The organism is Desulfomicrobium norvegicum (assembly GCF_900114595.1).
GTDB lineage: Bacteria > Desulfobacterota > Desulfovibrionia > Desulfovibrionales > Desulfomicrobiaceae > Desulfomicrobium > Desulfomicrobium macestii.
In genome coordinates, this window is record NZ_FOTO01000001.1 from 170,611 (window position 1) to 183,163 (window position 12,553).

The following is a 12,553-nucleotide window of genomic DNA, read 5'->3' on the forward strand; positions in this document are numbered from 1 at the left end:
AACCCCAAGAGGCGCGGTCGGAACCCTCCGACCGCGCCTCTTGAGAACATTGGCAAGCAATCGGCACTCGCATCTGGCGCGGCAGAAACGTTCATCCCGACAACACGTTCAGATCGCTGAACGCATACCATCATTTCAGACATGCTCACTCACACAGGAACCATTTCCGATTGGCACGAAGAGAAAGGCTACGGATTCATCGCTCCGGAACACGGCGGGAAATCCCTGTTCTTCCACATCAGAGACTACGACAGAACCTGCAAGCGTCCCGTGAACGGGCTCGCCGTGCGCTTCATGCCCTCCCGCGATGCGCAGGGCCGGCCGTGCGCCGTGGGTGTCACGCCGGTCAGCGGCCACAGAAACAACGGCCGGGAAATCCGGCAGCAGGCCCAGGCCGTGTTGATGTGCGCCTGCATCGGCTACGTCCTGTACTATCTGCGCACGTACCGGGCCGCCCCGCTGGAGCTTGGCTTGTGGTACGCTGGCATGAGCCTGCTGGCCGCGCTGCTCTACGCCAAAGACAAGCACGCCGCCGAACGCGGGGCATGGCGCACCCAGGAAAGCACCCTGCATCTGGCGGCCCTGCTCGGCGGCTGGCCCGGAGCGGCCCTGGCCCAGGCGTTCCTGCGCCACAAATCCCGCAAGACATCATTCCGCGTCATGTTCTGGGCCACCGTCTGCGCCAACTGCGGGGCGCTGTACTGGCTGTCCACGCCGGACGGCACGATCTGGCTGTACAGGGTCATCCGAGTGATCCATTGATTTCGGTTCGCCTCGGCGAGTCTGGTCCGGCTCTCCGGAACCGAATCAGATTGCAGACACCAGTCCGCGTGAGACCATGTCCGGCCGATTCGGATCAGACCGGCTCGACATGGGGCGTCAAGCATGCGTTGCGCCACTACAACGACAACGTACGAGCGAACACGTCCCGCAGCATCTTCACGTTTCCCCTCGTCACCCCGGCTTCGTCCGCCAAGGCAGGCCATTGCTGCACTGCGGCCCGGACCTCGTCATACATGCCTGCCATGTCCTTGTCCTTCAGGCCTTCACCCCGGCCTACGGCCCAGAGTTCGCGTCGCCCCGGCGCCTTGCCGTACCCTTGCACCGTCATGGAGTGCTCTCCTCCTGGGCCCGGAGCAAACGTCAGGTCATAGGCGGGAGCCAATCGCCAGTCTCCGGACTCGTCCAGGCAGAAGGAAACGTTTTTGACGTGATCGTCGCGGTTGTGGGTCAGGACGTTGAAAACCATGAGCTTAAAAGCCTGACGGAGATCCGGTTGTTTTTTGGTCAGGATGCGGACGACCTTTAGGAAATCGGCGTAATCGCAACTGGGAACGCGGAAGTTGGAATGGATCAGATTGCCCAGGGTGTGCGTGTGCACCCGGCGGTTGTCATGACGGTCAAAGCGCCGCACGCCAAAAAAGCGGTCACCTCCGGCCTCGAAAAGACGCGATTCCGTCATGACGAGTCCTGCGGCGGCGGCCATGCGAGCATAAGCGAACTCGATGGGCCCGGCGTCCCGGTCATCCTGCCGAGCCGGAAATTTGATGATCCAGGGCGAGAATCCCTCCGGCAGTTCCCCGTGCCCCGAGATCAGCCGATCCCCCTGCACGCCGACCAGCACCTTGGGACGCGCTCCGCCCGGGCTTCCTCCGGCCCGTTGCAGCAGGGGCAAAGCGGTACGCACATCCCCATCCAGAACCTGGGCCGCCTCCCGGGCCAGGCGGCCCAGATCGAAGCTTCCGTTCAGGTCGTCCTCGCGCGGCATGGTCGGTTCGTAGACCAGCGCACCCATGGTTTCGGAGCCCAGGTAGGCCAGACGCTCCAGAATGCCGACCTCGTGGGGATTGCGTCCGGCCCGGCGGAAGGCGCGATCCATGAGCAGAAGGCCCCATCCATCGGGCAGGGAGTCATCGAACAGGCCAAACAAAGGGCCAAAAGCACGGTCCGCGTGTTCATGCAGTCCTGGCGCTGGCGGCAACTTGAATGGCGAAAGCCATAGCGGGCTGCGCAAAAATTCCGGATCGTACTCAAAAAAGATGCCGCCTTGGCTTTCGGCCAACTGCCCCACCAGACGCCGTTCCTCAGGAGTGTACTGCAACAGGACCCGTAGCTTGTTCATAAGCGACCCCGCTTGGGTGCGTTGTCCCGCAGGGCTTCCAATTCCTTCATGGATGTGGCCGGAGCAGGGGTAAAAAGGGTGGCCAGCTCATCCAGCCTGTCCAGGGCGAAGGCCAGTTTCAGCAGGTTTTCCAGGGAAATCTGTCCGGTCCGCTCGAACCGCTTCACGGACGCCTCGCTCACGCCGGACCGCTCGGCCAGAGTGGCGCGTTTCCAGTTGCGGCGTAGCCGCAGGGCCTTGAGCCGTTCCGCCATCTGGCGGGCAACGTCTTCGGGAGTATGCAGGGAGAATACGCTCATTGGATAAAATAACACCCCTTTGTGGCGTTTTTTGCTCTTAATAGGCCATATTTTACCTCTTGTCCATCAGCCCCTTGAACCCAGCCGCCAAGAGGTGACAATCCGCCCCTCCCTGCGCTATGCGAATACCGGCCTGAAACACGAGGCCACCACGCAAACCCTCAACCCCGGAGTCTGGATGTTCAGCGCAGTTATGGATTTTGTCGGCACGCTCCGCAGGGGCGACGCCCGGTGATCTAGCCGGGTCCGTGGCCCCTGCCCCGTCCTCAATTGATTCATCACGAGGAGGAGCATCATGGGCTACACCAACGCCACGGAAGTCTTGCCGAAAACCGTTCTGGAGGCAGTGCAGAAGTATATCGATGGCCAGTGCGTGTACATCCCGCGCCGGGATGACCGCAGGCAGGCCTGGGGGGAGCGCACGCAGACGCGCGCGAACATCAGGGCCAGAAACCGCGAGATCCGCGCCCGGCACGACCGGGGCATGGGCGTGCGGGAACTGGCCAAGCAGTTCTACCTCTCGCCCAAGACCATCTCGAAAATACTCCGCGCACGAACCGCCGGAAGGTGAACACAGCGCCATGGGCCAGTCCCGTGGCGCTTTTTCGTTTCACAGCCGTTCGCGAGGCAGACATCGCCGCGGGCTTGGCTTAATGTCCCGCCAAACGAACGCCGACGTGCACTCCATTCATGTCCGCAGCCAGGGTAATTTCCGGCCCACGAACCGGACCAGCCCGCCCATCCAGAAACCTGAACCCTTCGATGAAATCATGACTCTCCATGACCTCGGTTTTGACCCATGGTTTGCGGCCCATGCCCCTGAATCACAGCCCGATGGATGCAGCTTTGCCCGCGTCTGCGCGGTCGATCGCGGCTCGTATTGCCTCGGAAACGAGTCGGGCGAAGTGCCGGCGGAGCTGTCCGGGAAGCTCTTGTACCAAAGCGACCGGAAGGCGGACCTGCCCTGCGTCGGAGACTGGGTCACGGCGCAGTATTACGACCAGGGCAAAGCCGCCATCATTCACCAGGTCTTTCCCCGCAAGACCTACTTAAGGCGCAGGGCCGCCGGCGGCAGCGTCGATCAGCAGATGATCGCCGCCAACGTCGATATCGCCTTCGTTGTCCAGTCAGGCCATTTCGACTTCAACCCCAACCGGCTGGAACGATACCTGTTCATGACCGCGGACGGACAGGTAGAGCCGATCGTCCTCTTGACCAAAACGGACCTGCTGACCCTGGAGGAACTCGAACAAAGGCTTTCGATCATCGCCTCCTTGACCACGGCCCGGACCCTCGCGCTAAGCGCCGTGACCGGCACCGGGCTCGACGAACTCCGGGACGTCCTCGCCCCCGGTAAAACCTGCTGCCTGCTCGGCTCATCGGGCGTGGGCAAGACGACGATCGTCAACCGCCTCCTGGGCCGGGACGCCTTCGATACCCGGACCGTCAGCGACTCGGGTGAGGGCGTCCATACCACCACCCGCCGCCAGCTCATCCTGCTCGACAGCGGTGCCATGCTGATCGACACGCCCGGCATGCGCGAACTTGGCGTCCTCGGACACGGGGACACCGTTGACGCGGGCTTCGGGGAACTGGGCGAACTGGCCGCGTCCTGCCGCTTCGCCGACTGCACGCACCGGCACGAGCCCGGCTGCGCCGTCCGCGCCGCCATTCAGCGCGGAGACTTGCAGGAAGAGCGCTATGCCAACTACCTCAGGCTCAAAAAGGAAGCGGAATACTTTGAGATGTCGTCGCTGGACAAGCGAAAGAAAGACAAGTCCTTTGGAAAACTCGTCAAATCGGTGAAAAAAGGGATGAAGGGCTAAACGGCTTTTTTCAGAGGGCCTGGCGATACAGCATGCGCAGCATGCCTTCGGGCAAATTCTGATGCCACAAGCCCTGGGAGTCGGCCAGGAGCCAGGCCGCAAGCAGCAGGAACACACATCCAAGCCCAATGCTCCAGAACGGCACTTCCCTGCCCCCGGCTCGCAGGGTCACGCATCCAGGCACCGGGCAGACGGATTGGCAGCGCATGCAGCCCACGCATTCCGGACTGCGCACATCCTCCTTCAGATGCACCGCAATGCCGCCGGGGCATGAGGCGCTGCACCGGCCACACTGGACACAGGCGTCCTTGTCCCGGCGGACGCGCACGGGACCGGCCCAGCTCAACAGGCCGAGCAACGCGCCATAGGGGCAGAGATAGCGGCACCACGCGCTGCGCAGAAATACTCCAAATGCGGCCAGTCCGGCCAGAATCATGAGGGTCAGCGCGGACGGCTCCAGAAAAAAGCCCAGCATGCGCGCATCGGCCACAAAATTGTACGGGCTCGACGCGAACTGCTCCACGGCCCGCAAGTCCATGCCCACGAAAACCGTATACAGAAAAAAAGCCAGCAGCACATATTTGGGCGCGGACAGCAGGATGTCGATCCACCGGCCAGGCACTTTGGACAGTTTCAGCGCCCTGCCCAGGCGGTTGAGCAGTCCGGACACAAGTCCCACCGGGCAGACGTAGCCGCAGAACCCCTTGCGCACGAGCAGGGCCATGCCCAGGGCCGCAAGAAAAATGGCCAGTCCCGCCGGATGGACCACGTCCCACACTCCGCTTTCAACCAAACGGCGCAGCCCCATCAGCGCCGCGATGGGCAAGAAGGCTTCGACAGACGGAGGCCTGGACACCTGGATTGCACTCTGTCCTGTCATCCACAGCACGAAGTGATGAAATTTCCAACCTGTGTACAGGCAAAGAATCAGAAATGCCGATTGGATCAGGCGTTGGAACAACGCAGGTGACGGCAGGGAGAAACGCACGGGATACCTCGTAAAAATCATGACGTGTTGCGGCTCGGTCCTGCACCCCGAACAGACCGCACGCGCAAGTGCATTGCACTAGCGCGCTTGTGCAGAACGGAATGTGCAACAAAGTCCCAAAAATCGGGGCATGGGTTGATTGACGGCGATCTGAAGCAAGATGAATGCCGCGTTCAGAACGACGAAGCCGGGAGCACGGTTAGGATTGCTGAAGGCAATCCGCGTTTGCGACACGCTTGTGTGACGTCCTAAGGGCACCATCCTGAAAATGGCAAAGGCCGGAATCTCTTCCAGCCTCTGTCTCTTTAAGGCCCGGTGCCTAACAGGGAACCTGTTTCAATCCTTTCCCGGCAATTTCAGGTGTTCGAGCACCTTCTGATGGGCCTGCCTGGACTTTTCCGTCTCCAGGGCCGGAATCTCGTCGCGGTCCACGTAGCGGATGGCCGCGCACGGGCACATTTCCACGCAGGCCGGGCCCATGCCGACCTGGCGTCGCTGGGCGCACATGTCGCACTTGGCGACCATGACCCCGCGATCGGTCTCGAACATGGCGCTGTGCGGACAGGCCAGGATGCAGTTCTTGGTCTGACAGCCCCGGCAAAGCATGGATTGCAGGATGATCGCGCCGTCCTTGTCTCTCTTCAGCGCCCCACGCGGACAGGCGTTGGCGCACTTGGGGTTTTCGCAATGCTGGCAATACAGTGGCACCATGACCCCGTCGATGGTCCTGGTCATGTGAATGCGCGAGGTGTCGTTGGTGAAGCGGCACACATACTCGCAGGTTTCGCAGCCGATGCACAGGCTGTAGTCGATATAAAGTGTCTTCTGCCCGCTCATGTCAGCTCCTGAATCCCGCTTCGTTGGTCACGAGGTCGTTGTAGTCGTAGGCGTCGAGCCTGTCCTGGGCCTTGAGGTCCAGCCAGTTGGCCAAAGAGCGGGCCGCGCGCAGGCCGCTGTAAACCGCCTTGCCGATCTTGCTCGGGCCGCTCAGGGCGTCGCCAGCCACAAACACGTTCTCGATGGCGGTCATGTGCAGCCAGCGCACCTCGCCCTTGCGCACGTTCTCAAGGCCCAGCTCCTTGGCAAAGGGCGGCGTGGCCGTCTCGCCGATGGCGGCGACCACCAGATCCACGGGCAGGACCGAGACCTCGGCCTCGTTCTGGCCGGGACGGGAAATCTCCAAACCCTCGACCTTGCCTCCGCCCAGGACCCGCAGCGGCGTGGTGCGATCCAGCCACTCCACGCCCATCTGGCGCAGCTGCTCGATCTCGAAAGCTCCGCACGGCGCTTCACGACTCGTGCGCCGATAAATATGATACACCTTGGCCGCGCCAAGATGGACCGCGCTGTGCGCCACATCCACGGCCGAATGCCCCGCGCCGATGACGGCCACGGTCTTGCCCGCCACGTCAGGCAGCTTCACATTGGGCGCGCTGTATTTGACGGCGCGGATGGGAAACAGAAATTCAAGGCCCGAAAAAACTCCGGGCAAAGTCTCGCCGGGGATGCCCAGTTTGCGCGAACGCCAGGAGCCGGTACAGATCATGATGGCGTCGTGCTTTTTGACCATGTCCCCGAAACCCAGAATCTCGCGGCAGAAATGATCCCCCTCCTCGTCATGCAGAGGGCCGCTGCAGCAGATTTTGGTGTGGGTATGGAAGATGACGCCGGCCTTTCTCTCAAGGTTGCGCGCGCCAAGATCAATGCGCTCCTTGGGGATGCGGTGACCTGGGATGCCGAACAGCATGAGCCCGCCGGGCTTGGGCAGCTTGTCGTAAACCTCGACCTGGTAGCCCAGGCAGGACAGGTAGCCCGTGGCGGCCAGACCGGAGGGGCCCGCGCCGATGATTCCGACGCTGCGGCCAACGGGAGCGGCCGGTTCGGAACACAGAAAATTGAAATTCATCGGGTCCATGGGCACTCCATTATGGTTTATGACCGTATTCGCATCGTCTCCTCCGGCGTGACGCCTTTGTCAAGATAGAGCAATCGTTCACAAAGACGGCGGTCGTGACGCCCGGAAAAAGTCGCGTTTTTTGACATGAGTCAAAGCTCGCGCGCCCGCTTCCCCGTAAACCCCTTCTCAACGGAAACGACAACAACACCCAACAAATGGAGGCTACCCCTCATGTTTTGCAACCAGTGTGAACAGACCGCCAAAGGAACCGGATGCACCCAGATCGGCGTTTGCGGCAAGCAACCCGACGTCGCGGCCCTGCAGGATCTTCTCATTTACGCGCTGCAGGGACTCTCCCAGATCACCGAGCAAGCCCGGGCCAAGGGCGTGTCCGACGCGGCCGTGAACCGCTTCATCAACGAAGGCGTCTTCTCGACCCTGACCAACGTGGACTTCGACCCGGCCCGCTTCCAGACCCTCATCAACGACACCGTCGCCCACCGTGAAGCCATCAAGGCCAAGACCGGCGTGACCGTGGACAGCCCCGCCGCCACCTTCACCCCGGCCGCGACCCTGGAAGGCCTGGTCGCCCAGGGTGAACAGCATGGCATCTCCGAAGCGCTGGAAGCGCACGAAGACCTGCGCTCCCTCAAGCAGATCCTCATCTACGGCCTCAAAGGCGTGGCCGCCTACGCGGACCATGCCGCCATTCTCGGACAGGAAGACGAGAGCGTGTACGAATTCGTGCAGCGCGCCCTGGTCAAGAGCCTGGAAAGCCTGGGCGTGGACGAACTGGTCGGGCTGTGCCTGGAATGCGGCCAGATCAACCTGAAGGCCATGGAACTCCTCGACACCGCCAACACCGGCACCTACGGCCACCCGGTCCCGACCGAAGTCCCGCTTGGAGCAAGGCAAGGCAAGGCCATCCTGGTCTCCGGCCATGACCTCAAAGATCTCGGCATGCTGCTGGAACAGACCGCCGGCAAGGACATCAACATTTACACCCACGGCGAAATGCTGCCCTGCCACGGATACCCGGAGCTCAAAAAGCACCCGCATTTCCATGGCCACTACGGCACGGCCTGGCAGAACCAGCAGAAGGAGTTCTCCGAATTCCCCGGCGCGATCCTGATGACCACCAACTGCATCCAGAAGCCGGTCGAGTCCTACAAGGGCAACATCTTCACCACCGGCCTGGTCGGCTGGCCCGGCGTGACCCACGTCGGCAAGGATTTCTCCAAGGTCATCGAGAAGGCTCTTGAAATGCCCGGCTTCGCGGCCGACGAAGACAAGGGCAGCGTGCTGACCGGCTTTGCTCGCAATGCAGTGCTCGGCGTGGCCGACAAGGTCATCGCGGCGGTCAAGAGCGGCGACATCCGCCACTTCTTCCTGGTCGCCGGTTGTGACGGCGCCAAGCCCGGCCGCAACTACTACACCGAGTTCGTGGAAAAGGTCCCCACCGACTGCATCGTACTGACCCTGGCCTGCGGCAAGTTCCGCTTCTTCGACAAGAAGCTCGGCGACATCGGCGGCATCCCTCGCCTTCTGGACATCGGCCAGTGCAATGACGCCTACTCGGCCATCCAGATCGCCTCGGCCCTGGCGAACGCCTTCGGCTGCGGCGTGAACGACCTGCCCCTGTCCATGGTCCTGTCCTGGTACGAGCAGAAGGCCGTGGCCATCCTGCTGACCCTTCTGTCCCTCGGCATCAAGGGCATCCGCCTCGGGCCCACGCTTCCGGCCTTCATCACCCCGACGGTCCTTGGCGTGCTGGTCGACAACTTCGACATCAAGCCGCTGACCACTCCGGACGAAGACCTGAAAGCCATCCTCGGCTGATCCTCTTCCTCATCGGCAAGGCCCCGCATCGCGCGGGGCCTTGTCCTTTTTTGTCCGCATCCCCTCTTTAGCCGCCATTTTTTTCCGCCACCCGGTTGACACCTTGCCCCGAACATGGCCACTGGATTGAAAAAAATCCCGGACAAGCTCAACCACCACGGATTTCAGCATGGAAGAAAGCGGCACACTCATGGATCGACTGATCCAGTTCCTGACTCAGCCCTACAGGCATGCCCGAAGCGAAGGCTCCGCCATCTCCTGGTTTCTGGTCCGCCTCGGCAGAACCATCGCCCTTGCGGTAGTCAACTTCAACCGCCGCCAGGGCTCCTCGCATGCCTCGGCGCTGACCTTCTACACCCTCCTCTCCCTGGTTCCCCTGGCGGCCATGGCTTTTGGCGTGGCCAAGGGCTTCGGGTTCGAGCAGTTGCTTGAAAAAGAGCTACTCACGCATTTCGCGGCCCAGCAGGAAGTGATCCAGCAGGTCATCGAATTCGCCCGCAACATGCTCGACAACACCAAAGGAGGGCTCATCGCCGGGATCGGCGTCATCGTGCTCTTCTGGTCCGTGATCAAGGTCCTGGGCAAGATCGAGGACAACTTCAACCAGATCTGGTCCGTGTCCTCACGCTCCATCGTGCGCAAGTTCACCGACTACCTCTCCATCATGATCATCGCGCCGGTGCTGCTCATCATGTCGGGCAGCGTCACCGTCTTCATCGTCTCTCAGGTGTCCGCCCTCACTTCCCAGGTCGGGCTGGAAGAAGTCGCAACCCCGGCCATCTCCCTGGGTCTCAGCCTTGCTCCCTACGTCCTGCTCTGGCTGCTGTTCTGCGTGGTCTACCTGATCATGCCCAACACCCGCGTCCACATCGGAAGCGCCTTCCTGGCCGCCATCCTGGCTGGTTCGGCCTACCAATTCCTGCAGATAGGCTATGTAAAATTCCAGATCTACGTGACCAGCTACAACGCCATCTACGGCAGCTTTGCAGCCCTGCCCCTCTTTTTGATCTGGTTGCAGCTGAGCTGGAGCATCGTGCTCTTCGGAGCCGAGATCGCCCATGCCTTTCCTCAATCGAAAGTGGCCGATCCCAAATCGGGCCTTCATCCCCGGAGCGCTTCCCAGACCAGGCTCCTGGCGCTTGGAATCTGCCACGCCGTGGTACAACGCTTTCACCGCGATGAACCCGCCATGACCGAAGAGGAGATCGCCCAGAGGCTCGCCATCTCCCCGCGCGAAACCCGGGAAATGGTCGACATGCTGATCCGGGCGCGCCTCTTGAGCCGCGTTCAGGACGAAGATCAAGGTACCGCCCTGCTCCTGCCAGCCCGCGACAGCGCCCACATCAGCGTGCAAAATGTCGTCGCCGCCATCGATTCCATCGATGAAAATCCGCGCTTCACCGAACAGCACCCAAACCTGGCCAACCTTTCCGCCTGCCTGGACGCGTTCCAATCCCGAAAGGATCCCGGCATGGCCGATACACTGCTGCGTGACATAGACTCGGCAAAGTGCACAAAGAACCCTTCCACCGACCCTTCATAAAATAACCAATTTTGTATAAAAAAGATTGATACCCGGACACCTTTGCAAACAGTTGTTACATTAATGTAAACAATTCCTTCCGATGTTTCGCAGTAAAAATCCACGCCGAAGAATTCCTGCTTTCTCCCTGTCTTAAAAAAAAGAATCCAACCTGCTGATTTATTGAATTTTAATACCTATGAAATCCAGATCGTCCGCAATCGGACATTTTCCTTGCAATCTTGGATTGAAGCGGCATCCTTGTTGCTTCATACCCGCCATGAGCACCTCAACCTGTTCCACCGAATTGCGCGTCCTGCTGGCCATCAGCAAGGTCATCGATCAGGCCCTGGACCTGGAGAGCGCTCTGGAATCAATCCTGAAGATCCTCTCCGACACCATGAGCATGCGCAGGGCCACCGTCACCCTGTACGACCCGCTCTCGGGCCGCCTGGCCATATCCACGTCGTACGGCCTTTCGGACCTTGAGAAGCAACGCGGCGTATATCGCATGGACGAAGGAATCACGGGGATCATCTTTCGCACGGCAAGGCCCTACGTGGTTCCGGACATTTCCCTTGAACCCCTCTTTCTGGACAAGACGGGCACGCGCCGCATCAGCCACGAACGCATCTCGTTCGTGGGCGTGCCCATCCTGCTGCACGGCAGCCCCATCGGGGTCATGAACGTGGACCGTGTTTTCACGGGCCAGGAGCAGCTCGATGCCGACACGGAATTCCTGACCGTGGTGGCCACCCTCATTTCACAGTTCCTGAGTCTTAACGAAAAAGTAAAAAAGCGGGAGGCCGCGCTCAAGCAGGAAAACACCTCGCTCAAGTACCAGATCGCCAGGGAGAATCACGGCCCCTACATCGTGGGCAAGAGCCAGGCCATGCTTGAGGTGGAGCAATACGTGGCCAAGGTCGCCATCACCAAGGCCACAGTGCTGCTCCTCGGGGAATCGGGGACGGGCAAGACCCTCATCGGACGCATCATCCATGAACTGTCCGACCGCAAGACACACCCATTCATCAAGGTCAACTGCGCCGCCATCCCCGAAAACCTGCTGGAAGCGGAACTCTTCGGCTATGAGAGAGGAGCGTTCACCGGGGCCAACAGCACCAAACCGGGCCGCTTCGAAGATGCGCACCTGGGCACGATATTTCTGGATGAAATCGGGGAACTGCCCCTCACGCTGCAATCGAAACTGCTGCGCGTGCTTCAGGAGCGCGAATTCGAACGCATCGGCAGCAACAAGACGCGCAAGGTAGATGTACGCATCATCAGCGCCACCAACCGTGAACTAGAGCTTCTCGTCGGCCAGGGCCTCTTCCGGGAAGACCTCTACTACCGATTGAATGTCTTTCCGGTGCATGTCCCGGCGGTGCGAGAGCGCAAGGAAGACATCCCGCGCCTGCTGAATCACTTCCAAAAGGAAATGGAGCGCGAATACGGGCGCGGCCTAACCCTGACCACGGGCGCCTTGGACCTGCTTTTGGCCTATGACTGGCCCGGCAACGTACGCGAACTCGAAAATCTGGTGGAACGCCTGGTCATCCTGACCGACGACAAGCCGGTGGAATCCGAGCTGGTACGCAGCTTCCTCACGCATGAAACACACCGCCCCGGATCTGCAAGGCAGGCTCCCCAACCGTTCACTCCCCCGGAGCAGGAAAATCTTTGCCAGCCACTCAAGGAAACCGAACGCAGGGAAGTTCTGGCGGCCCTCAAACGAAACGCCTGGATTCAGTACAAGGCGGCGCGGGAACTGAACCTGACACCCCGCCAGATGGGATACCGGGTGCGAAAATTCAACCTTGAGGAGCTCATCGCCAAGGGGCGAGTCGAGCACCGCAGACAGCAATCATAAGACCCCTCGGCCCGGCCGGAAGCAATCCCTCCGACACGTTTCCGGCCGGGCCACTCCTCCCGCCTTCCTCCCTTCTGGTTCATTGCCGCGCTTCTTGGCGCAGAGCCCACGAAACGAATGGCGCAAGCCCCGGTTACCAAGGGCTGCCGAGACATTTCTTAGCTCTTGACGAGCGCCAGCGAAAAGCACA

11 protein-coding genes are annotated in these 12,553 nt (G+C 61.0%); 6 read left to right on the forward strand and 5 right to left on the reverse strand.

Annotated elements, in window-relative coordinates; translation table 11 throughout:
- Positions 1-141: 141 nt before the first annotated feature.
- Positions 142-762, forward strand: a complete 621-nt coding sequence (locus tag BMZ24_RS00785) for a DUF1294 domain-containing protein (protein WP_092188301.1) — start codon at positions 142-144, stop codon at positions 760-762.
- A 136-nt stretch (positions 763-898) separates the two neighbouring features.
- Here BMZ24_RS00785 and BMZ24_RS00790 read toward each other — a convergent pair whose 3' ends face one another.
- Both BMZ24_RS00790 and BMZ24_RS00795 read right to left on the reverse strand, forming a co-directional pair.
- Positions 899-2,122, reverse strand: a complete 1,224-nt coding sequence (locus tag BMZ24_RS00790) for a type II toxin-antitoxin system HipA family toxin (RefSeq protein WP_092188303.1) — start codon at positions 2,120-2,122, stop codon at positions 899-901.
- The gene (locus BMZ24_RS00795) at positions 2,119-2,421 is read right to left on the reverse strand and encodes a helix-turn-helix transcriptional regulator (RefSeq protein ID WP_092188305.1); all 303 of its coding nucleotides are present in this window, start codon (positions 2,419-2,421) and stop codon (positions 2,119-2,121) included. The genes BMZ24_RS00790 and BMZ24_RS00795 overlap by 4 nt, the downstream gene beginning before the upstream one ends.
- 295 nt (positions 2,422-2,716) lie before the next feature.
- Here BMZ24_RS00795 and BMZ24_RS00800 point away from each other — a divergent pair, with 295 nt between their 5' ends.
- Together BMZ24_RS00800 and rsgA are read left to right on the forward strand one after the other, a co-directional pair.
- Positions 2,717-2,992 (forward strand): CD3324 family protein, encoded by a 276-nt coding sequence (locus BMZ24_RS00800; protein ID WP_092188306.1) that lies wholly within the window; start codon positions 2,717-2,719, stop codon positions 2,990-2,992.
- A gap of 82 nt (positions 2,993-3,074) precedes the next feature.
- A complete protein-coding gene (gene rsgA, locus BMZ24_RS00805; protein ID WP_244150255.1) occupies positions 3,075-4,247 on the forward strand; it encodes a ribosome small subunit-dependent GTPase A in 1,173 nt (390 codons plus the stop codon).
- Between the two features lie 10 nt (positions 4,248-4,257).
- Here the strand turns inward: rsgA and BMZ24_RS00810 are convergent, their stop codons facing one another.
- The 3 genes from BMZ24_RS00810 to BMZ24_RS00820 form a co-directional block, all read right to left on the reverse strand.
- Entirely contained in the window at positions 4,258-5,127 is an 870-nt protein-coding gene (locus BMZ24_RS00810; RefSeq protein WP_341864724.1) for a 4Fe-4S binding protein, read from the reverse strand.
- Positions 5,128-5,571: 444 nt separating this feature from the next.
- Entirely contained in the window at positions 5,572-6,072 is a 501-nt protein-coding gene (locus BMZ24_RS00815; protein ID WP_092188308.1) for a 4Fe-4S dicluster domain-containing protein, read from the reverse strand.
- A gap of 1 nt (position 6,073) precedes the next feature.
- Positions 6,074-7,150 (reverse strand): FAD-dependent oxidoreductase, encoded by a 1,077-nt coding sequence (locus BMZ24_RS00820; protein ID WP_092188310.1) that lies wholly within the window; start codon positions 7,148-7,150, stop codon positions 6,074-6,076.
- A gap of 213 nt (positions 7,151-7,363) precedes the next feature.
- On the opposite strand from BMZ24_RS00820, the gene hcp reads away from it, so the two are divergent.
- The 3 genes from hcp to BMZ24_RS00835 all read left to right on the forward strand — a co-directional run bounded on the left by hcp (position 7,364) and on the right by BMZ24_RS00835 (position 12,363).
- Entirely contained in the window at positions 7,364-8,971 is a 1,608-nt protein-coding gene (hcp, locus tag BMZ24_RS00825) for a hydroxylamine reductase (protein ID WP_092188312.1), read from the forward strand.
- 169 nt (positions 8,972-9,140) lie between these two features.
- Positions 9,141-10,514: a YihY/virulence factor BrkB family protein gene (locus BMZ24_RS00830; protein ID WP_092188314.1), complete on the forward strand. Its 1,374-nt coding sequence runs from the start codon at positions 9,141-9,143 to the stop codon at positions 10,512-10,514.
- 259 nt (positions 10,515-10,773) lie between these two features.
- Positions 10,774-12,363, forward strand: coding sequence for a sigma 54-interacting transcriptional regulator (locus tag BMZ24_RS00835; RefSeq protein WP_092188316.1), 1,590 nt, complete (start codon positions 10,774-10,776; stop codon positions 12,361-12,363).
- Positions 12,364-12,553 lie beyond the last annotated feature (190 nt).

Excerpts from the sequence above, each read along its gene's own strand:
- BMZ24_RS00835 (WP_092188316.1), top strand. The coding sequence starts at position 10,774 with ATGAGCACCTCAACCTGTTCCACCGAATTGCGCGTCCTGCTGGCCATC.
- BMZ24_RS00785 (WP_092188301.1), top strand. The coding sequence starts at position 142 with ATGCTCACTCACACAGGAACCATTTCCGATTGGCACGAAGAGAAAGGC.
- BMZ24_RS00830 (WP_092188314.1), top strand. The coding sequence starts at position 9,141 with ATGGAAGAAAGCGGCACACTCATGGATCGACTGATCCAGTTCCTGACT.
- BMZ24_RS00820 (WP_092188310.1), bottom strand. The coding sequence starts at position 7,150 with ATGGACCCGATGAATTTCAATTTTCTGTGTTCCGAACCGGCCGCTCCC.
- BMZ24_RS00810 (WP_341864724.1), bottom strand. The coding sequence starts at position 5,127 with ATGACAGGACAGAGTGCAATCCAGGTGTCCAGGCCTCCGTCTGTCGAA.
- hcp (WP_092188312.1), top strand. The coding sequence starts at position 7,364 with ATGTTTTGCAACCAGTGTGAACAGACCGCCAAAGGAACCGGATGCACC.
- BMZ24_RS00815 (WP_092188308.1), bottom strand. The coding sequence starts at position 6,072 with ATGAGCGGGCAGAAGACACTTTATATCGACTACAGCCTGTGCATCGGC.
- BMZ24_RS00790 (WP_092188303.1), bottom strand. The coding sequence starts at position 2,122 with ATGAACAAGCTACGGGTCCTGTTGCAGTACACTCCTGAGGAACGGCGT.
- rsgA (WP_244150255.1), top strand. The coding sequence starts at position 3,075 with ATGTCCCGCCAAACGAACGCCGACGTGCACTCCATTCATGTCCGCAGC.
- BMZ24_RS00795 (WP_092188305.1), bottom strand. The coding sequence starts at position 2,421 with ATGAGCGTATTCTCCCTGCATACTCCCGAAGACGTTGCCCGCCAGATG.
- BMZ24_RS00800 (WP_092188306.1), top strand. The coding sequence starts at position 2,717 with ATGGGCTACACCAACGCCACGGAAGTCTTGCCGAAAACCGTTCTGGAG.